The sequence below is a fragment of the Pseudarthrobacter sp. NBSH8 genome (genome assembly GCF_014217545.1).
GTDB lineage: Bacteria > Actinomycetota > Actinomycetes > Actinomycetales > Micrococcaceae > Arthrobacter.
Genome location: NZ_CP043178.1, coordinates 1,764,354 through 1,782,800 on the forward strand (window position 1 = coordinate 1,764,354; position 18,447 = coordinate 1,782,800).

An 18,447-nucleotide genomic window follows, 5' to 3' on the forward strand; every position below is an offset into this window, starting at 1 on the left:
CGGTTTATTTGATGCCGGAGAATCCGATGGAGTTGACCACCTTCTTGCCGAACGCGATGAACAGGATGAGGATGGGCACTGCCGCAACGATGGTGGCGGCCATGAGTCCGGACCAGTCCGGGGCGCCCTGGGGGGACTGGGACTTGAAGACGCTAAGGCCCACGGTGAGGACGCGGATGCTCTCGTCGTTGCCGACCAGCAGGGGCCAGAAGTATTCGTTCCACTGGCCGATGAACGTCAGCAGCGCGAGCGTTGCCATGGGCGCGGCGGCGTTGGGCAAGACGATCTGGAAGAAGATACGCAGGCTCTTGGCCCCGTCGAGCATGGCTGCCTCTTCCACTTCGCGGGACATGCTCAGGAAGAACTGCCGCAGGAAGAAGATGGCGAACGCGGACATGAACAGGAAGGGCAGTGTCAAGCCGGCGAACGTGTTCAGCAGACCCAGGTTCTTGATCATGAGGAAGTTGGGCAGCGCGGTGAAGATCCCCGGAATCATCATGGTGGCCAGGAACACGGAGAAGACCACGTCACGCCCGGGCCAGCGGAGCCGGGCGAAGGCGTAGGCGGCAAGTGCGCTGAAAAAGACCTGGCCTGCGGTAGTCACTGTGGAAAAAAGTATCGAGTTGCGCAGGTACAGCCAGAAGTCGATCGCTGCCCCGGAACCTCCTTCGGCGATGGCCTCTTCTGTGGTCTGCATTCCAAAGACACGCTTGAAGGCGCCCCAGGAGAAGTCGGCCGGCAGGAGATTAGCCGAGTTGGAGGCCAGCGAGTGGTTGCTGGAGAGGGCCGTTCGGAGCATCCAGAGGAACGGGAAAATGGTGAGGGCCAGTGCGAGGGCGATGACGGCCCACGCACCGATGCGGTGCCAGTCGAGGGCTTTTCGTGTGGTGAGTGTTTGAGTGGTCATGGCTGGGGTTCCTTAGTCCAGATCCGATTCGTTGCCTTTGAGGAACTTCATCTGGAGGAAGGCCACGAGTGCAAGGATCACGAAGAGAATGACGGACAGGGCGGAGGCGTAGCCGAAGTCCGATTCGCCGAAGGCTTTTTGGTAGATGTACATCTGGATGACGCGGGTGGCGTTGACCGGACCGCCGCCGGTGGTGACTGCGACGGTGTCGAAGACCTGGAAAGATCCGATGACGGTGACCACCAGGACCAGTGCCAGGACCGGACGAAGGAGCGGCATCGTGATGGACCAGAACGTCCTGGTTGGGGAAGCCCCGTCGAGTGAGGCGACCTCGTAGACGTGGTGGGGGATGGACTGGAGGCCGGCGAAGATCAGCAGAGCGGTGTAGCCCATATGGCGCCAGACGTTGACGAATGCGATGGTGGGAATGGCCCACTGCTCGCTTCCGAAGAACGCGATCCGAGGACCGCCTAGCCAGCTGATGATTTCGTTGACGATGCCCAGCTGGTAGTCGAGCATCCAGAACCACAGGAGAGCGACAATCACGTTGGCCACCAGGAATGGCAGCAGCAGCGCTCCCCGGATGAACGTGGATTTAGCCACGCGGTGCATCAGCACCGCCAGGCCGAGGGCGATGACTGTCTGGAAGACGATGTTGATTGCGACGTACTGGATGGTCACAGCCATCGCATTCCAGAAGAGCTCATCCTTGAAGATCGCCGTGTAGTTGTCGACGCCGACCCATTTGGGCTCTCCGAGGATGCTGTACTCGGTGAAACTCAGGTAGACGCCGCGGACGGTGGGAACCAAGCTAAAGGCCACGAGGCCGATCATCGCCGGCAGGATGAACAGAAACGCGATCCTGACGTCACGCAGTTTGGCCCTGCGACGGCCCCGGCTTGAACCCTGGGGCGCCTTGTGAGTGGCGCCGGGTGGGTGCTTGGTAATTGTGGTCATCTTTGATCCCTCTCCTGTGAGGTAGGTAACAATTGACCGCAACTCTACGCGCGTTGCAACGGAAAATGCAATACCCATTCGCTGGAATACGCAGGTTTACTGCTGGGCCAAAGAAAGACCTTGACGCGCGTAGATTCCATGCGCATACTTTCTTCCATGACTTCTTCAATTGGAATCGTTGGTGCAGGACAGTTCGCAGGCGTGTTCGCCAAGCTCTTCGCTGCCCACCCGGGAATCTCAGACATCTATTTCACCGACCTCATCACTGATCGTGCAGAGACCCAAAGCAGCAGCGCCGGCGCGGCAGGGACGTTCGAGAGTTTCGAGGCAATGCTTGAAAGCGACGTCGACGCCGTTGCGATCTTCACCCAGCGCTGGACCCACGGACCCCTGGTGGTGCAGGCGCTGCGCGCCGGCAAGCACGTCTACTCCGCCGTGCCCATGGCGATCTCCGAAGAGGAGATCGCAGAAATTATCGAAGCAGTCCGGGAGACCGGGCTGACGTACATGATGGGCGAGACCAGCTACTACAACCCCGCCACAGTATTCGCCCGCAAGAAGAATGCCGAGGGTGCCTTTGGCCGAATCTTCTACGCGGAGGGCGACTACGTCCACGACATGGACCTCGGCTTCTACGACGCCTACCAGTACAGCGGCGGAGATAACTGGAAGCGCACCGCCAGCTACCCGCCCATGCTCTACCCCACCCACTCCGTGGGCGGGGTGCTCGGAGCAACCGGCTCCCACGCCGTCAGCGTCAGCTGCATCGGCTACCGGGATGAGCGCGGCGATGGCGTCTTCGACCGCGAGGTAAGCATGTTCGACAACGACTTCTCCAACGCCAGCGCCCTGTTCGAACTCGCCGGCGGCGGGTCCATGCGCATCAACGAGTTCCGCAGGGTGGGCTACCCCTCCCACCTGCGCGAGAGCCGCTTCCGCTACTTCGGCACCGAGGCAAGCATGGAACAGCTCGCCCTGGTCAGCGTCTGGCAGGACAAACACGCCGTGACCGACATCAGTGACCAGCTCGAGACCCAGGCCACCATGGACGTGGATGACCCCATGCTGGCCGACGTCGCCCCCGCACTGCGTGATGCCTTTATCTCCGGCATGGCATCCGTGCACGACGCCGGACGCCTGCCGGCAGAGTTCCGCGGCCTGCCCAACGGCCACGAGGGCAGCCACCACTTCCTCGTGGACGACTTCGTCACCGCCATGAACACCGGCACCCTGCCTCCGGTCAACGCCTGGGAAGCCGCCCGCTATACCCTTCCCGGCATCGTTGCCCACCAGTCCGCCCTGCGCGGCGGCGAACGCCTGCCGGTGTCCGACTTCGGCGACGCCCCGGCAGGGCTGCCCCGCCCGGTACTTCGCGAGTCCGCCAACTGAAACGCCGCTAGCATGGTTGTCATGCCGCACCCGACCTCACAAGCCAAGCCGATCACACGCGACGATGTCGCCAGGCTGGCAGGGGTCAGCCCCGCCGTCGTCAGTTACGTGGTCAACGGCGGGCCCAGGGCCGTTTCTCCTGCGAACGAGGCCAAGGTGCGGCAGGCAATCAGGGCGCTGGGTTACCGGCCCAACGCGGCAGCCCGGGCACTTGCCTTGGGCTCCAGTGAGATGCTCGCCATGATCGTCCCCGATGCCATAAATCCGTTCTACGCCTCGCTCGCCCGCGCCGTCGAAAACGCCGCGGCCGAGCGGGGCTACACCCTCCTGCTGGCGGATTCCCAGGACTCGCTGCGCACAGAGCGCCGCCTGATCAAGAACTTCGCCGCACGGAGGGTGGACGGCCTGTTCCTCTCCAGTGTGCTGTTCGAACCTGATCTGATGGACCTTGAACAGTCAGACATTCCCGTTGTGCTCCTGAACCACCCCGCCGACCTCGCCACGGCAGGCAGTCCCGCTGTGAAGAAAGACGGTGCGGGGGGCCGCGGTCCTTATGCCGTTGGAGTGGCCTTCCGGGAGGGGGCACGCATGGCGGTCGAGCACCTCATCAGCCACGGCCACGAACGGATCGGGCTGGTCATAGGCGGCAATGCCGACAGTGAGCTTGACGCACGCGAGGTCGGATGGCAGCAGGGCATCCAGGCTGCCGGCCTCACGGAGGGCCCGATCATTCGGGTGCCGTTTACCCGCGAGGGCGGGTACCGTGCCGGACAGGAGCTGCTGGCCCGCAGCGAGCGGCCCACCGCCGTATTCGTAAGCTCCGACCAGCAGGCTGCGGGCCTGCTCTGCGCCCTCCACGAGGGCGGCCTCCGGCTACCGGAGGACCTCGCCGTGTTCTCCTTCGACGGCGCACCCGAATCTGAATACACCTGGCCCCGGCTCAGCACAGTCGCCCAGCCCTTGAAGGACTTGGCACAGGGCGCCCTGAACGCCCTCCTAGCCTCGGGGCCCGGACAAGAACCCCACACCAAAATCTTCCCCGCCGAACTGGTATTCCGCGCATCCTGCGGCTGCCACACGCCCGCGGCGTACCCCACCGATTACCCATTAAGGCACCCAACGTCATGACTGCCACTTCCGCCCACGAGGATGACATCTTCAGGCCCGCCATCCACTACACGGCCAAAAACACCTGGCTGAACGACCCGAACGGACTGGTCTACCACGAGGGCATTTATCACCTCTACTACCAGAACAACCCCTTCGGGAACGTTTGGGGCAACATGTCCTGGGGCCACGCCACCTCGGTGGACCTGGTCAACTGGGACGAGCAGCCCGTGGCCATCCTCTGCGACGCGGAAGAGGACATCTTCTCCGGCAGCATCGTCATCGACCAGCACAACACCAGCGGCCTCGGCAACGGGCAGACCGCCCCACTGGTGGCAATTTACACCAGTGCCTACAAAGACAGCTCAGCCCGCAGGGGCACACAGGCCCAGTCCCTGGCCTGGAGCTCCGACGGCGGCTACACCTGGGCCAAGCACCAGGGCAACCCCGTCCTCGACAGGAACTCCGCAGACTTCCGCGATCCGAAGGTGTTCCGCTACGACGGGCCTCCGGGCAGCTATTGGGTCATGGTGGCCGTCGAAGCAAACGAGCACAAGGTGGTCATCTATGGCTCCGATAACCTTAGGGACTGGCACTACCTCAGCAGCTTCGGACCCGCCAACGCCACCGGCGGCGTCTGGGAGTGCCCTGACCTTTTCCCTTTGCCGTTAGACGGCGATGAAGAGCAGACCAAGTGGATTCTCACCGTGAATCTCAACCCCGGCGGGCCCAATGGCGGGTCAGGGGGCCAATACTTTGTCGGCCAATTCGACGGTGTGGCCTTCACATCCGAAACAACCGTCACCGACGGCGGCAGCCAAGCGGGCGAGCTCGACGCCTATCACTGGCTCGATTGGGGACGGGACTACTACGCGGCCGTGTCTTTCAACAACGCACCCGACGGGCGCCGTCTTATGGTCGGCTGGATGAACAACTGGCAATATGGGGCCGTCATCCCGACTTGGCCGTGGCGCAGTTCGATGTCTCTCGTACGCGAAATGTCCCTGGTCACAGACCACGGCCAGCCCCGGCTGTCCCAACGGGTCGCCGACGAATATCGAAAGGGCAACTCACAGTTGGTGAGCGCCTGGTCTGATCTTGAAATAGATGAAGGAACGTGCCAGCTGGACGCCGGAGCACCGGTAGACATAATCGACGTGACCTTCATCCCGGGAGCCGCAGAGGAATTCGGACTCATCATTCGAGGCAAGGGCACCGACGGAACACGCATCGGCATCCGCCCCTCCGAGAACCGGCTCATCATGGACCGGACAAGCTCCGGCAACACGGAATTCCATGACGCCTTTGCCTCCACCGATACGGCCCCACTGAAACCGGCCTCCGACGGGTCATACACTCTCAGCCTCTTCATCGATCGCTGTTCAGTGGAAGTCTTCGCCCAAAACGGCCAGGTCACCATGACAGGGCTTATATTTCCCAGGCCGGACAGCACCAGCCTGTCGCTTTACGCAAAAGGGGGGACCGCCGCCGCCCCCTTTCTGAAAGTGACACGACCCGCGGAGCCACCGGTGCGAATCGCAGAGCCACTGGTCATGAGCCGGTAGCGCCTAACTGACCAAGGAGTAAGGCTTGCCAAGGTTCAGAGTGTGTCTTCGTGGATGTCGGCCGCCCACCCCGAAACAGACACCGTGTGGACAATGTCCACCCCCTTGACCTGCAGGGTCTGCCGGCACCACTTCATGCGTCTGGACGTTCCATGCGACATGACCTGGAGGGAATCGGGCGTCCCTCGCCTCGTGACGGTTTGATCGGCTGCCCAACTGGCCATCTCGTTGGTCCTTTCCTCTGCTCGTCCGGATTGTGATGGCACGTATCCATGTTCTGCGTCGACGATTCTGATATGACCTGCTGGGGGAGGCCGGGCGTGGAAGCTCATTTCGGATTGTGCTCCGCGACCTCGCGCTGTCACCTCTCCATGCCATCCGCCCGCGGTTCCGACATGACCCTGCGAAGAGATGTTCGCGAAGCCCTGCGGTGGACGCATGCGCTATGGGGCTGTGGGATCGCCACGTCGATCAATGCCCTGTCGGCGTGGCTGCTTGCCGGCACAGGCCTGGCATGCAGCCCGAGGGCACAGCCGACAGAGTCCCGACACGGCGTCGGAGGGATGTGGGACCGCGCCACGCCTGCAGCTGAGCAGTGTTGTCACAGCTCAGGAGCATTTGAACCCCTGTGTGCGGACAAATTTCCGAAGAAAGTGCGGACACGCGCACGGTCTTCGGCAAGTCACCAAACGCATCACGCAAATGTGCGGGTTCGCGCGCTTTCGCCTCCGGCCGCGGGCAAACGACATCTTCGAGTTGTCGGATGCCGCCACCGGCGTCCAGTCGTCCTGGGCTGAGTCGGTTGTTACCATCCCCTGTCTGTCTGGGTTTTGGCGGTCTTAGCTAGGCCCACCGGTACTGACGGGGTCGAATCGTGGCCTTGCCTTGAAATTACGACGGCCAGCACCCTTCGCAGCTTCAAGGGCCGTCTGGTTGGAGCGTTGGGGCTACCACGGCGTGATTCCGGTGATGGGCCGAGGGGGTTCTGCGGCTACCACGACCGCGTCAGGTCGCGGCGTGGTCCTGTCGCTCGAGCAGGCGGGACAAGGCGTAGCCGATGAGCACACCCCAGAAAGCGGCATGGATGTTGAACAGATCCAGGCCGGAGATGGTTACGACGAAAGTCACTAAAGCTCCCAGGGTGAAGTTCGTGGCAAAAGCGGTCACGAAGGCCTGTTGGAGGGCACGCATCATGGCGATTCCCCCCAGGGCCAGAACGAAAGCTTCGGGGGTGGCCAGCATGAGGCGGGTGAGTGTGGGCGCTAGTAGGGCGCAGACCAGGGATAGCAGTGCGTAGATCACCGCGGCCGTGTACTGGCGGTTTTTCTGTCCGGAGGCGGTCAACAGGGCGTTGGTGGGCCCAGTGACACAGGCGGAGACCGCGCCGAGTGTGGCGTTGAGCAGTGAGAAGACGCCCGAGATCATGGCGAAGGCATTGATCGGAGGCTGGTGTCCTGCGGCCCGGAGCACAGCTGTGCCTTGTCCGTTCTGTACCACCAGGACCGTGAGCGCCAACGGGATCACGAGTTCCAGTTGTGCGGCCCACGTGAACGCGGGGGCTGTGAACACGGGCATGGCCAGGATCGGTCCGCCCTGGGACATCGCGAACCGGCCACTGAGCACGACGGCTACGACGCCTGCCGCCAAACTACCCAGTACCGGAGGGAGGCGTCGGCCCAGGGAGGGCACGGCGGTGAGAACAAGGAACGCCACCACCATGGGTGCCGCCACTGCGGGGTCGGCCCGTGTGGAGGAGACGATGTCCGTCCCGAACCGCAGGAACACGGCGGCAACCATGGCCATGACGATCGGAACGGGGATCGCGGCCATGATTGGACGGACTACTCCGGATAAGCCGAGGGCGAGAATCAGCACTCCGGCGGAGAAGAACGCCCCTACGACTTCGGGAAACGACAGATGCTGCAGCGACGGCCCCAACAGCACGGTCCCTGGGATGGACCAGGCGAAGCCCAACGGCTGGCGATAGATCAGCGACATGACCAGGGTCGCCGCGCCGGCGGAGAGGAAGATGGCGAAGACCCAGGATGCGAGCTGGGCCTCTGTCAGTCCGCCGAGCGAGCCGACGGTAAGAGTGACTGCTACGGGCCCGGATGCGGAGAATGCCAGTCCGACGACGCCGTTCGAGGCGTAGTGTGGGCCGATGTCCCGCAGGATGTCCCGCAGGATGTCGCGCAGGCCGGCCGGACGGAGCGTGGGCCGTTCGAAGCGTGGGTGGGCTCCATGGCCCGGGCCGGTTCGCGATCCGATGGTCAGAGGTGCGGCCCTTGGGGCGCGGGGCATGAGGTCTCCTGAGCGATGACGGGGGTGGAGCTTCGTGAGCAAGGTCGCTGTAGTGCCTTAGAATCCTCAGCGGATGGAGTTCGGGTGCTTGGCCAACGGTGTGACCTTAATTTTCATGAAGGGGTACATCGGGAAGCTGCTCAGGATCTGGTGCAGCTCGTCGTTGGATTCGACGTCGAACACCGAACAGTTCGCGTACTCGCCGACCACTCGCCAGATTGAGGCAAGGCGCCCTTCCTGTTGCAGGGCCTGGGAATATTCTTTCTCCAACCCCTGCATGCGGGTGACGTCCTCAGCGGAGAGGTGCGCTGGGAAGTGCACGTCCATACGGGCCAAAAACAACATTTTTCTCCTTGATGGTCGGGTTAGGACAGGCGGTAGGCCGCGAGTTTGTCCTCGTCGACCTCTGCTCCGACCCCGGGCAGATCGCGCACGGAGATCGTGCCGTCGACTATCCGGAGCGGATCAGCCAACAGGTCATCGGCCATATCGAGAAAGTTGGACAGTTCCCCGGCTCGACGGCTTGTGGCCTCGTGGGCGGCGCCGAAGGTTACAGTCGCAAGGGAGCCGATCTGGGTGTCGATCTGGTTGCCCATGGTCACGTCCACACCGAGACCAGTGCACAGTCCCAGTATCTCGGTGGCCTCGGTGAAGCCGGAACGGGCGGTTTTGATACAGATGGCATTGCAGCCGCCGGAAAGCAGTTCCCGGGATACGTCCCCGGCTGTGGGGACGGATTCATCGCCCACCACCGGGATTGGCGATTTATCGACCAGGCGGCGGCGGCTCAAGGCTTCCTTGGCATCGCACGGTTCCTCGAGCATGGTAAGCCCAAGCCCCTCCGTCCTCCGGAGCACCTCGAGGGCTTCGTTAGCGGTCCAGCCGCGGTTCGCGTCAAGGTAAATCTCCACGTCTTCGCCCAGTCCCTCGCGCAGCACATGGCAGGCCTCCACGTCCAGAGACAGCGGCCGACGGCCCACTTTAAGCTTGAAAGTCGTGATGCCATACTCCTGACCGAAACGCAGGGCCTCGTCGAGAAGTTCCTGCGCCGGCCGGAAGCCGAGCATGTGACTGACCCGCATTCTGTCGGTATACCCACCCAGTAGCTTGTGCACAGGAGTGGCGAGCGTCTTGCCGATCGCATCCCATACGGCGATGTCTACGGCGCCTTTGGCCACCTGGTTGTGAATGGTCCTGCGCATCACTGCCTGGATCTGCTCCCGGTCCACAATCTCGAGTCCGGTCAGCTGTGGGGCGAATGTCTTCTCGATGATCGTCCCGATGGACTCTTGCGTCTCGCCGTAGGTATAAGGACGGGGAGGTGCGTCCGCAACTCCTACGACGCCGTCGTCGGTGTACACGCGAACCAGAACGTGGTCAGCGTTTGCCACCTCGCCGCTGGCGAACTTCAGCGGGTGCGTGTACGGGATGGAGTACGGGATCACTTCGATCCGCTCGATCTTCAACGGCTCGGTTCCTTTCGATTGTGCCAGGCAGTCCAGTAGTACAGGGAGAACGGTGCCCCAGGGCTCATTGCCCTGGGGCACCTCAGTGGACGGAAATCATGAACCCGACCATGTCAAAGGAGCCACTATTTGGACTGTCCCACTTTGGCGAGGACATAGTCATATGAGGCTTCTTCGCCGGCAGCGCCGTCTGCCCGCGGTGTGGTGTTGAGCATCAGTTCCGGCTTGACAGCCGAAGCAATGTCATCCGCATTGTGCGGGTCGCCGGGGAAGTAGAGCTGCTGGGTTACAGACTGGTAGCCGGGCGCTGAAACCTTGATGTGAATGTGGGCCGGGCGCCAGGCGTGCCAGCCCGCAGCACTGATCAGCTGCCCACAGGCTCCATCAGTGGGGATCTGGTACGGAGCCGGGCGCATGGTGTGGACGACGAATTGTCCATTGCTGTCGGCCTGCACGTTGGCGCGGAACAGCCAGTCCGGCAGGCCTGGGGCGTATTGGGAGTAGAAGCCCGCCGAGTCCGCATGCCAAATCTCGAGCTGTGCACCTTGGATCGGGTGGCCGTCGGTGTCGGTGAACTGGCCGCTGAACTGCAACGGAACGCCACCTTCGTCATCACGCATCTCAACCGTGGCGGGGGAATCCAGCACAGGGGAGTTCGGGACGTAATAGGGTCCCTCGATGGTGCCTTTCGTACCGGGCCGGTCCTGGGAGTTGACATCCTCCACGGTGTGCTCGAGCCACACATCGAGGAATAGCGGCCACTCGCCGTCGTTGCCCACCTTGATTAGCCAGGCTTTCAGGGCGTTGTACTCCTCGTAGGTGACTTCGTGTTGGACGATAATGTCGTTAGCCGCTTTGATGAGGGCACCGGCGAGCAAGCTCACACGCTCCATGGGTACTCCCGTTCCCGTGGGCTTGCCCGAAGCGGCGAAGCGCTCGGTCGCCTTCGAGCCGGCCTCCACAGCGCTACCCTGATTCTCCTGGCGGGTGTCCAACTGATTCTCAGTCATAGTGATCTCCACACTCCTCTGTGCATTGGGAACGCGAGATATCCCGTTCCTTGAACGCGCCGGCCGCGGGCTGTGCACCCGCAGGTTCACCGACTTCGCGTGACGTCCATCTCATGCTAGTCACAGGATAAGGACGAAACAAGGACATATATTGCACTCATTATGTCGCCTAGGGTACATAAAAGAACCCTTGGGCGGCACTAGGGTTTTGCCTGATGTGAGCACTGTCACCTTGCGGCAGACTGGGTGGGACACATTCATTCCGCCGAGGGATTCAGATGTGGCCGCACAGTCGCTGCCCGCCTCCCGCACCCTCTCCAAAGAAGGAGCACACCATGACCGAGCATCTGACGCGGGTCCGTGAGGTCCTGGCTGACGCCGTCGTTGACGATCGAGAGAACGGCGTTATCCGGGCGAAGCGTGAAATCTTCACCGACCAGGAGATCTTTGAATTGGAGATGAAGCACATCTTCGAGGGCAACTGGGTTTACCTTGCCCATGAGTCCCAGATCCCCAACGTGGGGGACTATTTCACCACGTATATTGGCCGGACCCCCGTCGTCCTTACCCGGGACAGGGACGAGAAGATCAACTGCATTGTCAACGCCTGCTCCCACCGTGGCGCCATGCTGTGCAGGCGCAAGACCGATAACAGGACCACCTTCACATGTCCTTTCCACGGCTGGACATTCAAGAACTCCGGAGAGCTCCTTAAGGTCAAGGATTCACGCAATGCCGGCTACCCGGAATCCTTCAACAAGGAGGGCTCGCACGACCTCACCAAGGTGGCCCGCTTCGACTCCTACCGTGGCTTCCTGTTCGGCTCATTGAATGCTGACGTCCTCCCGCTGGAAGAGCATTTGGGAGATGCCACCAAGGTCATCGATTCGATTGTGGACCAGTCCCCGGAGGGGCTCGAGGTCCTGCGCGGGGCTTCCACCTACACCTATGACGGCAACTGGAAGGTCCAGGCGGAGAACGGCGCCGACGGCTACCACGTCACCGCCGTGCACTGGAACTACGCCGCGACAACCGCCCGCCGCACCGCCGGTGACTCCGCTAACAAGACCAAGGCCATGGACGCCGGCAAATGGGGCAAGGTCAAAGGCGGCTTCTATTCCTACGATCACGGGCACCTGCTGCTGTGGCAGGAGTGGACCAACCCCGAGGACCGTCCCCTGTGGGACCGCCGCGACGAGCTCGTCGAAAAGTACGGCGAGGAAATGGCTAACTTCATGATCAACATCTCACGCAACCTCTGCCTGTACCCGAACGTGTACATCATGGACCAGTTCTCGTCGCAGATCCGTCACTTCCGCCCCATTTCAGCGGACCAGACCGAGGTGACGATCTACTGCATCGCGCCGAAGGGTGAATCGCAGGAAAACCGCTCAAAGCGCATCCGCCAGTATGAGGACTTCTTCAACGCAACCGGCATGGCCACGCCGGACGACCTCGAGGAGTTCCGATCCTGCAACAAGACCTACTGGGCCACCTCCGCCCCGTGGAACGACATGACGCGCGGCTCCACCCATGAGATTGCGGGTCCTGACGAGCAGGCTACCGCGCTGGGCATGTCGCGGGTGATCGCCTCCGGTGTGCGCACCGAAGACGAGGGTCTCTACCCGATCCAGCACGGGTACTGGAAGGAAGTAATGGATAAGGCCCTCGCCGAGGCGGAATCCGTTGCCCAGGAATCCGTCCCGGTCACGGCGTAATCGATCCTTACAGAGAGTGCTGAACCAATGGCCAACTTCATTAACTCCTTGATCGCGCTCAAGAGCGCCGATGAAATCGCGACCCTTGAGACTGTTCGCGCCTTCCTTTACCGGGAAGCCCGGCTGCTGGACGACCGGCAGTTCGACGAGTGGCTCCAGTGCTACCACCCGGACTCCGAGTACTGGATGCCGGCGTGGGACGTCGATGACCGGCTCACTGTGGACCCTCAGAACGAGATCTCGCTCATCTATTACGACAACCGTGGCGGCATCGAGGACCGGGTATTCCGGATCAAGACTGACCGCTCCTCCGCTACCTCCCTCCCGGAGCCGCGCACCGGGCACAACATCACGGACGTTGAAGTCCTGGAGCACGACGGCGGCCAGGTCAAGGTCCGTTTCAACTGGTTCACCCTGTACTTCCGGTACAACACCACCGACACCTATTTCGGCACGAGCTTCTACACCATCGATCTCTCCGGCGAGCAGCCGGTGATCCTGAAAAAGAAGGTCGTACTGAAGAACGACTACATCCACCATGTGGTGGATGTCTACATGATCTGACGGCACCCCGGCACCCCGGCACCCCGCCACGCCGGCACGCGTACGGCGCGGCCGTAGCGGCGTCGCACGGCCCGCCGCCAGATCTGCTCGCAAGAGATATCCGCACTAACTTTCCGGGGGTTGCGAGGATGCGACCCCCAACCAGGAGGAATCATGGGCCATCAGGTAGCCCTCAGTTTCGAAGATGGCGTCACCAAAGTCATCAAAGTCGGCGACTATGAGACCGTCATGGACGCGGCGTACAAGGCGCGCATCAACATCCCTTCCGACTGTCGGGATGGCGCCTGCGGCACGTGTAAGGCGTTTTGCGACTCCGGCTCGTTCGACCCGGGCGACTATATCGACGACGCCATGACCGAAGAGGAGCTTGAGAAGGGCTACCTGCTCACCTGCCAGGCCGTTCCGGAATCGGACCTCGCCATCCAGATCCCGGCGACCTCCGAATCCGCGAAAACCTCAGCTGCCACTTTTGCTTCCACGCTGAAGGAACTCGACAAGCACTCGGAGTCCACCATCTCCTTCGCCCTGGAGGTGCAGAACCGGGAAGCACTGGCTTTCCTGCCCGGCCAGTACGTCAACATCAAGGTCCCGGGCACCGACGCGGAGCGCTCGTACTCGTTCAGCAACGGCCCCGAAGGGATGGATGCATCCTTCATGGTGCGCATCACGCCGCAGGGCGCGATGTCCGAGTACCTGCGTGACCGCGCTGCAGTAGGGGACGCCATCGAGTTCACAGGCCCGTACGGCTCCTTCTTCCTTCGCGACCCCAAGCGCCCCCTGCTCCTGCTGGCAGGCGGCACCGGCTTGGCCCCGCTCCTGTCCATTCTGGAGAAGTTGTCCGGGAACCCCCCGGCCACGCCGGTCCACCTGATTTATGGCGTCTCCCGTGAAGCCGACATCGTAGGACTGGACTGGCTGCGCACCTACGCAGCGAAGTTGCCGACCTTCACCTGGGATTACATTGCCTCCGATTCGGATACCTCCGCCCCGCACACGGGATACGTCACACAGATCATCCAGCCGTCCCACCTCAACGATGGCGACGTCGATATCTACCTCTGCGGGCCGCCGCCCATGGTCAATGCCGTCTCCAAGTGGCTGGACACCGAGGGCATCCAGCCAGCCAACTTCTACTTTGAACGTTTCGCTCCCAAGGAAACCACCGGCGGGGACGCCGAGACGGGCGCGCCCGCCACAGCGGACAAGGTGGAGACCGCAGGCGACACCATCAGCCGGGTGGAAGCCATTTCATCCATGGAAACCGGCCGGCTCGAGTTCCGTACCGAAGACAGCTTCGCGCACCTGGACGCCCGCATGGGCCTTGAACTTGCCGTGACCGAGCTGATGTTGGACCGCCTGAGCACAGAGCAGTTGCACCAGTTCCGTCGCATTGCCGAAGCGACCACCCGGGCGGTGGACGCCGGAAGGGTTCTCGACCCGGAAGAGTATGTCAGGACCAATGAAGAGTTCCACGAGTACCTGTTCATGATCTCCGACAACCCCATGCTGCTGGAGTCCTACCGTCGGCTCGACGTCCACGCCCAAATGGCAGCCACTTTTGCAGAGGGCACGCATATCTTTGACCGGGTCGCCCAGGACCACCTTGATGTCGTGGACGCGTTTGAACGCGGCGACAAAGAGCGGGCCCGGGAAGTGATCATGGCTCACACCCGCGATGCAAAAGGAACCATGGCCGAAGCGATCAACGCCACGGTCAAGGGCTTCTGACGGTGGCGGCGTACTCAGGTCAGTTCATCACGCCCGGCCGCTTCGCCGGCAAAGTGGCCGTGGTCACTGGCGCGGCCCAGGGAATCGGGCAGAAAGTCGCGGAGAGGATCGGGGCTGAAGGAGGCTCGGTGGTCCTGGTTGACCGCGCCGACCTTGTTCAGGACGTTGCAAAGGGAATCCAGGAAGCCGCCCAGGGGGCTGGCTGCGGCGGGTCAGCCAGCTCCGTCACGGCGGACCTGGAAAGCTTCGCCGGAGCAGAACAGGCAGTGAACGCCGCCTTGGCCCTCCACGGAAGGGTTGACGTGCTCGTCAATAACGTGGGAGGAACCATTTGGGCCCGCCCTTTCGAAGAATACGACGAGGAGAAGATTGAGCGGGAGATCCGCCGTTCGCTGTTTCCCACCCTGTGGTCCTGCCGCGCCGTCCTCCCGGCGATGCTCGCCCAGGGCTCGGGCACCATCGTGAACGTCTCCTCAGTGGCCACCCGCGGAATGCACCGCGTCCCCTACGCCGCAGCGAAGGGCGGTGTCAACGCATTGACCCAGTCCCTGGCCATGGAGGTTGCCGTGCGCGGCATCCGCGTGGTTGCTACCGCCCCGGGCGGCACTGAGGCTCCGCCACGAATGGTCAAGCGCGGACCGGAAGCCGAGTCAGCTACCGAAAAGGCGTGGCACCAGGCCATTGTGGACCAGACCGTTGAATCATCCTTTTTAAAGCGGTACGGCACACTGGATGAACAGGCTGCGCCTATCGTATTCCTGGCCTCCGACGAAGCATCGTATGTCACTGGCAGCATCCTTCCGGTGGCAGGCGGAGACCTGGGCTGAGCCCCCTGTGACTGCAACCCGCTGGGGTGGCCGTGACCCGCGGTCGAGTAAGCTTGCCAGCATGATTCCGGGCCACCACCACGGCAACCCCGAGGAGGACTTGGCGCTGCTCGGCCATGCCGAGGTCTTCGAGGAGTTGCTGGAGACGCTCCGCACTGTGCGTAAAGGCAACGTACGTACGGTGGTACTCAGCGGCCCCCGGGGATCCGGGAAAACGGCGGTGTTGGACTTTTTCCTGGAGCACTGCCGGGGCGTCACGCGTGGCGTGCGGGTGCTGTCCGCCACGGGCGATGAATGGGAAGCGCAGCTCCCGCTTGCCGGCTACTCCCAGCTCATGGTCACCCCGCCGCTGCGCTCGGCAAAGGACCCTGGCAGAGGAAACGGCAGTTCCGGGGAGCTAGGCGGCATACTCAACCCCGCCCAGGCCGCCAACTATGCGTCGACTCTGGGTGCACACCTCGACGGGCTTCAATTGCACGGGAGCGTGGTGGTTGCCGTTGACGACGTTCAGCATCTGGACGCAGAAACTCTCCACGTCCTCGTCTTCGTCATGCGCCGGCTGCGCAGCAAAAGAGTCCTGTTCCTGGTCACCTTGGATCCCGCTCAGGCCCGGCTGGTGCCAGCCGGCGTATTGGCCTTCCTCACTGGGCATCAGGTTTCCCGTCTTCCACTGGATCCCCTGTCACCGCAGCGGGTCCAGGAGCTCGCACGACGGTGGTTTGGCATCGACCTGAACGCGACTGCCGCCCACGAGATCGTGCGGCATACCGGCGGATGGCCGCAGCCGGTTGTCGAACTTCTCGGCGAGCTTCCACCGGAAACCTGGCAGACATGGTTCTCGTCCTTGCCTCCGAGTTCACGCGTGCGGGCCCAAGTGCGTAGCCTCCTCGCTGCCGCGTCCCCCGACCTGGTAGCTGTGGCTGAGGCCACGTCCGTACTCGGCCGCAATGCCGGGATGGCTGAGGTTGCCCGTGTCAGCGGGGTCGAATACGTGATGGATGCCCTCGACGAGGGCCACCGGGCCGGACTGCTGGGCCTCTCAGTGGACCAGGCCAACTCGCTGGTGACATTCTTCGAAACGGGAACGACCGAGTCCGTCTACGAGCAGATTGCACCCAGCCAGCGCATGCGCCTGCACCGCAGGGCTGCGGACTCGGTGCAGAATGAGGGCGACCGCCTGGGTCACCGGGTGTCGGCTACCCCGGGACCAGACGAGGCCCTGGCCTCCGAGCTTGAAGAGTACGCCCGGCAACAGGCCCTCGTAGGTGCCTGGCACGATGTCTCGACCGCATTGTTTTCCGCGTCCCGGCTCTCGGGTGATGTCCGGGTCGGCAACGATCGCCAGCTGAGAGCAGTAGATGCCCTCGTGGGGTCCGGCAACATTGCCCAGGCCCAAATGTGGGCCGCCGCCGTCGACGCCATGGCACCCTCGCCACTGCGTTCCTCCGTTCTTGGCTACCTCTCCACTGCGTCCGGACAGAACCACAGCGCCCAAAGCCAGTTGGAAATGGCCTGGCGAACAAGCAACCCACAACGGGACCCGACTGCCGCGGCCCAAGTGGCCCAGCGCCTGGTCCTGCACGGGGTGGCCTCCTGGGATGGCCCTGTCATCACCCGTTGGGCGGAGCAGGCCATGTCACTGACAACGGCGGGCACCCCCGCCTACATCGAATCCGAAGCCATCTACGGGCTGGGACTTTACGCCCAAGGCAGGCTGGCTGAAGCCGAGGCCTCCTATCGCCAGGCTTTCGAACGCGCTTCCGAAAACGCCCAAAAGCAACGTGTGCAGATGGGAGCCGGATGGCTGGCCCTGCGGCTGGATGACGCGGAGACAGCGCTTGTAAATTTCGAAGCCGCTGCCCCGACTGAGTTCCGCGGTGGCTCGTTGCGGATCTCGCTGTGGGCAGAGGCGTGGTTGGCCCGCACCCAACTCGTGCTCGGCAACTGGGACGCGGCCGCGGACACGGTTGCACGCGCCTCGGTTCGGCTGGAGACCTCCCGGATGCCGCTGATCCGCCCCTTGCTGTATTGGACTGCCGCTGAGCTGTGGTCCATGCGTGGGGATTGGGACCGTGCACGGTACTACGTCTCCCAGGCGGCGGTGCAGCCGGGCACCTACCGCGCCATGCAGGTACCTGCCAGCCTTGCCCGGGCGCGCTTCCATGAGGCGCGGGCGGACTATGAAAGCGCTTTGGCTGTGCTGCAGCCACTGACGGAGCTGGACCCCTGGACAGAGAACAGGGTGTCGTTTTGGCCGTGGCAGGACTCCTACGTTAACGCTTTGGTCATGACCGACCAGCTGGATACGGCCGACGCTTTCCTTACCGCCTTCGAGCAGGTGCCGCGGGAGCGGGCCGTGCCGTCAGATCTGGCAAGAATGGCGTGGGCGCGGGGCCGGCTCGTTGCCGCGCAGGGGGATCCAGACACAGCCCGTGAGCATTTCGAGATGTCGCTGGGACATCTGCGGGGTCTCAACCGGCCATATCTGCGGGCCCGGGTGAGCTTTGCCTTCGGGCAAAGCATGCGGCGCGCCGGAAAAAGACGCCTGGCATCCTCCGTGCTGCGCGTAGCGAGGGATCTCTATGATTCCCTGGGCGCTGCCACGTACGTCGACAGGTGCGATCGAGAGCTGAAGGCGACAGGCCTTGACGTCGGCAACATGCCCGATCCATCTGACGCAGTGCTCGTAGCCGTAACAGGACCGCAGGTCCAGCTCACGGCCCAGGAGCAGTCAGTGGCGGAACTCGTGGCGGCCGGGGCCACCAACAAGGAGGCTGCCCGTGCACTGTTCCTGGCCGACAAGACTGTCCAATACCACCTGACCCGCATCTATGGGAAGTTCGGGATCCGCTCCCGGAGCGAACTGGCCGCACGTTTCCGCCCCAAGGACTGAGGCGCATGCAACCTG

15 protein-coding genes are annotated in these 18,447 nt (G+C 62.9%); 8 read left to right on the forward strand and 7 right to left on the reverse strand.

The window, feature by feature from the left end; all coding sequences use genetic code 11:
- Positions 1-4: 4 nt before the first annotated feature.
- Together FYJ92_RS08105 and FYJ92_RS08110 are read right to left on the reverse strand one after the other, a co-directional pair.
- Complete coding sequence (locus FYJ92_RS08105; RefSeq protein ID WP_185261561.1) at positions 5-907, reverse strand: carbohydrate ABC transporter permease; 903 nt, start codon at positions 905-907, stop codon at positions 5-7.
- A gap of 12 nt (positions 908-919) precedes the next feature.
- The gene (locus tag FYJ92_RS08110; RefSeq protein WP_185263381.1) at positions 920-1,864 is read right to left on the reverse strand and encodes a carbohydrate ABC transporter permease; all 945 of its coding nucleotides are present in this window, start codon (positions 1,862-1,864) and stop codon (positions 920-922) included.
- A 156-nt stretch (positions 1,865-2,020) separates the two neighbouring features.
- Between FYJ92_RS08110 and FYJ92_RS08115 the strand changes: the two genes are divergently transcribed.
- The 3 genes from FYJ92_RS08115 to FYJ92_RS08125 are packed head-to-tail and all read left to right on the forward strand — an operon-like array spanning position 2,021 to position 5,925.
- Positions 2,021-3,253, forward strand: a complete 1,233-nt coding sequence (locus FYJ92_RS08115) for a Gfo/Idh/MocA family protein (RefSeq protein WP_185263382.1) — start codon at positions 2,021-2,023, stop codon at positions 3,251-3,253.
- A gap of 21 nt (positions 3,254-3,274) precedes the next feature.
- Positions 3,275-4,381 carry a LacI family DNA-binding transcriptional regulator gene (locus FYJ92_RS08120; RefSeq protein ID WP_185263383.1) on the forward strand — a complete coding sequence of 369 codons (1,107 nt, stop codon included), beginning with the start codon at positions 3,275-3,277 and terminating at the stop codon, positions 4,379-4,381.
- Entirely contained in the window at positions 4,378-5,925 is a 1,548-nt protein-coding gene (locus FYJ92_RS08125) for a glycoside hydrolase family 32 protein (RefSeq protein ID WP_185263384.1), read from the forward strand. The genes FYJ92_RS08120 and FYJ92_RS08125 overlap by 4 nt, the downstream gene beginning before the upstream one ends.
- Before the next feature lie 35 nt (positions 5,926-5,960).
- Here FYJ92_RS08125 and FYJ92_RS18810 read toward each other — a convergent pair whose 3' ends face one another.
- The 5 genes from FYJ92_RS18810 to catA form a co-directional block, all read right to left on the reverse strand.
- A complete protein-coding gene (locus FYJ92_RS18810; RefSeq protein ID WP_219729690.1) occupies positions 5,961-6,149 on the reverse strand; it encodes a hypothetical protein in 189 nt (62 codons plus the stop codon).
- 781 nt (positions 6,150-6,930) lie between these two features.
- Positions 6,931-8,226 carry a benzoate/H(+) symporter BenE family transporter gene (locus tag FYJ92_RS08130; protein WP_185263385.1) on the reverse strand — a complete coding sequence of 432 codons (1,296 nt, stop codon included), beginning with the start codon at positions 8,224-8,226 and terminating at the stop codon, positions 6,931-6,933.
- A 66-nt stretch (positions 8,227-8,292) separates the two neighbouring features.
- Positions 8,293-8,571: a muconolactone Delta-isomerase gene (gene catC / locus FYJ92_RS08135; RefSeq protein ID WP_185263386.1), complete on the reverse strand. Its 279-nt coding sequence runs from the start codon at positions 8,569-8,571 to the stop codon at positions 8,293-8,295.
- 20 nt (positions 8,572-8,591) lie between these two features.
- On the reverse strand, positions 8,592-9,692 hold the full coding sequence (locus tag FYJ92_RS08140) for a mandelate racemase/muconate lactonizing enzyme family protein (protein WP_185263387.1): 1,101 nt from the start codon (positions 9,690-9,692) through the stop codon (positions 8,592-8,594).
- Between the two features lie 125 nt (positions 9,693-9,817).
- Positions 9,818-10,702, reverse strand: coding sequence for a catechol 1,2-dioxygenase (gene catA / locus FYJ92_RS08145; RefSeq protein WP_185263388.1), 885 nt, complete (start codon positions 10,700-10,702; stop codon positions 9,818-9,820).
- A gap of 335 nt (positions 10,703-11,037) precedes the next feature.
- On the opposite strand from catA, the gene benA reads away from it, so the two are divergent.
- From benA to FYJ92_RS08170, 5 genes are all read left to right on the forward strand, one after another.
- Positions 11,038-12,420 carry a benzoate 1,2-dioxygenase large subunit gene (gene benA / locus FYJ92_RS08150; protein WP_185263389.1) on the forward strand — a complete coding sequence of 461 codons (1,383 nt, stop codon included), beginning with the start codon at positions 11,038-11,040 and terminating at the stop codon, positions 12,418-12,420.
- Positions 12,421-12,447: 27 nt separating this feature from the next.
- Positions 12,448-12,984, forward strand: coding sequence for a benzoate 1,2-dioxygenase small subunit (gene benB / locus FYJ92_RS08155; RefSeq protein WP_185263390.1), 537 nt, complete (start codon positions 12,448-12,450; stop codon positions 12,982-12,984).
- A 153-nt stretch (positions 12,985-13,137) separates the two neighbouring features.
- Complete coding sequence (gene benC / locus FYJ92_RS08160; RefSeq protein ID WP_185263391.1) at positions 13,138-14,712, forward strand: benzoate 1,2-dioxygenase electron transfer component BenC; 1,575 nt, start codon at positions 13,138-13,140, stop codon at positions 14,710-14,712.
- A 2-nt stretch (positions 14,713-14,714) separates the two neighbouring features.
- The gene (locus tag FYJ92_RS08165) at positions 14,715-15,539 is read left to right on the forward strand and encodes a 1,6-dihydroxycyclohexa-2,4-diene-1-carboxylate dehydrogenase (RefSeq protein WP_185263392.1); all 825 of its coding nucleotides are present in this window, start codon (positions 14,715-14,717) and stop codon (positions 15,537-15,539) included.
- A gap of 61 nt (positions 15,540-15,600) precedes the next feature.
- Entirely contained in the window at positions 15,601-18,432 is a 2,832-nt protein-coding gene (locus FYJ92_RS08170; RefSeq protein ID WP_185263393.1) for an AAA family ATPase, read from the forward strand.
- Positions 18,433-18,447: the final 15 nt, after the last annotated feature.

Bases quoted from the DNA above. Each gene is read 5' to 3' on its own strand.
- FYJ92_RS08110 (WP_185263381.1), bottom strand. From the start codon at position 1,864: ATGACCACAATTACCAAGCACCCACCCGGCGCCACTCACAAGGCGCCC.
- FYJ92_RS18810 (WP_219729690.1), bottom strand. From the start codon at position 6,149: ATGGCCAGTTGGGCAGCCGATCAAACCGTCACGAGGCGAGGGACGCCC.
- FYJ92_RS08130 (WP_185263385.1), bottom strand. From the start codon at position 8,226: ATGCCCCGCGCCCCAAGGGCCGCACCTCTGACCATCGGATCGCGAACC.
- FYJ92_RS08120 (WP_185263383.1), top strand. From the start codon at position 3,275: ATGCCGCACCCGACCTCACAAGCCAAGCCGATCACACGCGACGATGTC.
- FYJ92_RS08170 (WP_185263393.1), top strand. From the start codon at position 15,601: ATGATTCCGGGCCACCACCACGGCAACCCCGAGGAGGACTTGGCGCTG.
- benB (WP_185263390.1), top strand. From the start codon at position 12,448: ATGGCCAACTTCATTAACTCCTTGATCGCGCTCAAGAGCGCCGATGAA.
- FYJ92_RS08125 (WP_185263384.1), top strand. From the start codon at position 4,378: ATGACTGCCACTTCCGCCCACGAGGATGACATCTTCAGGCCCGCCATC.
- benC (WP_185263391.1), top strand. From the start codon at position 13,138: ATGGGCCATCAGGTAGCCCTCAGTTTCGAAGATGGCGTCACCAAAGTC.
- catC (WP_185263386.1), bottom strand. From the start codon at position 8,571: ATGTTGTTTTTGGCCCGTATGGACGTGCACTTCCCAGCGCACCTCTCC.
- FYJ92_RS08105 (WP_185261561.1), bottom strand. From the start codon at position 907: ATGACCACTCAAACACTCACCACACGAAAAGCCCTCGACTGGCACCGC.
- catA (WP_185263388.1), bottom strand. From the start codon at position 10,702: ATGACTGAGAATCAGTTGGACACCCGCCAGGAGAATCAGGGTAGCGCT.
- FYJ92_RS08115 (WP_185263382.1), top strand. From the start codon at position 2,021: ATGACTTCTTCAATTGGAATCGTTGGTGCAGGACAGTTCGCAGGCGTG.
- benA (WP_185263389.1), top strand. From the start codon at position 11,038: ATGACCGAGCATCTGACGCGGGTCCGTGAGGTCCTGGCTGACGCCGTC.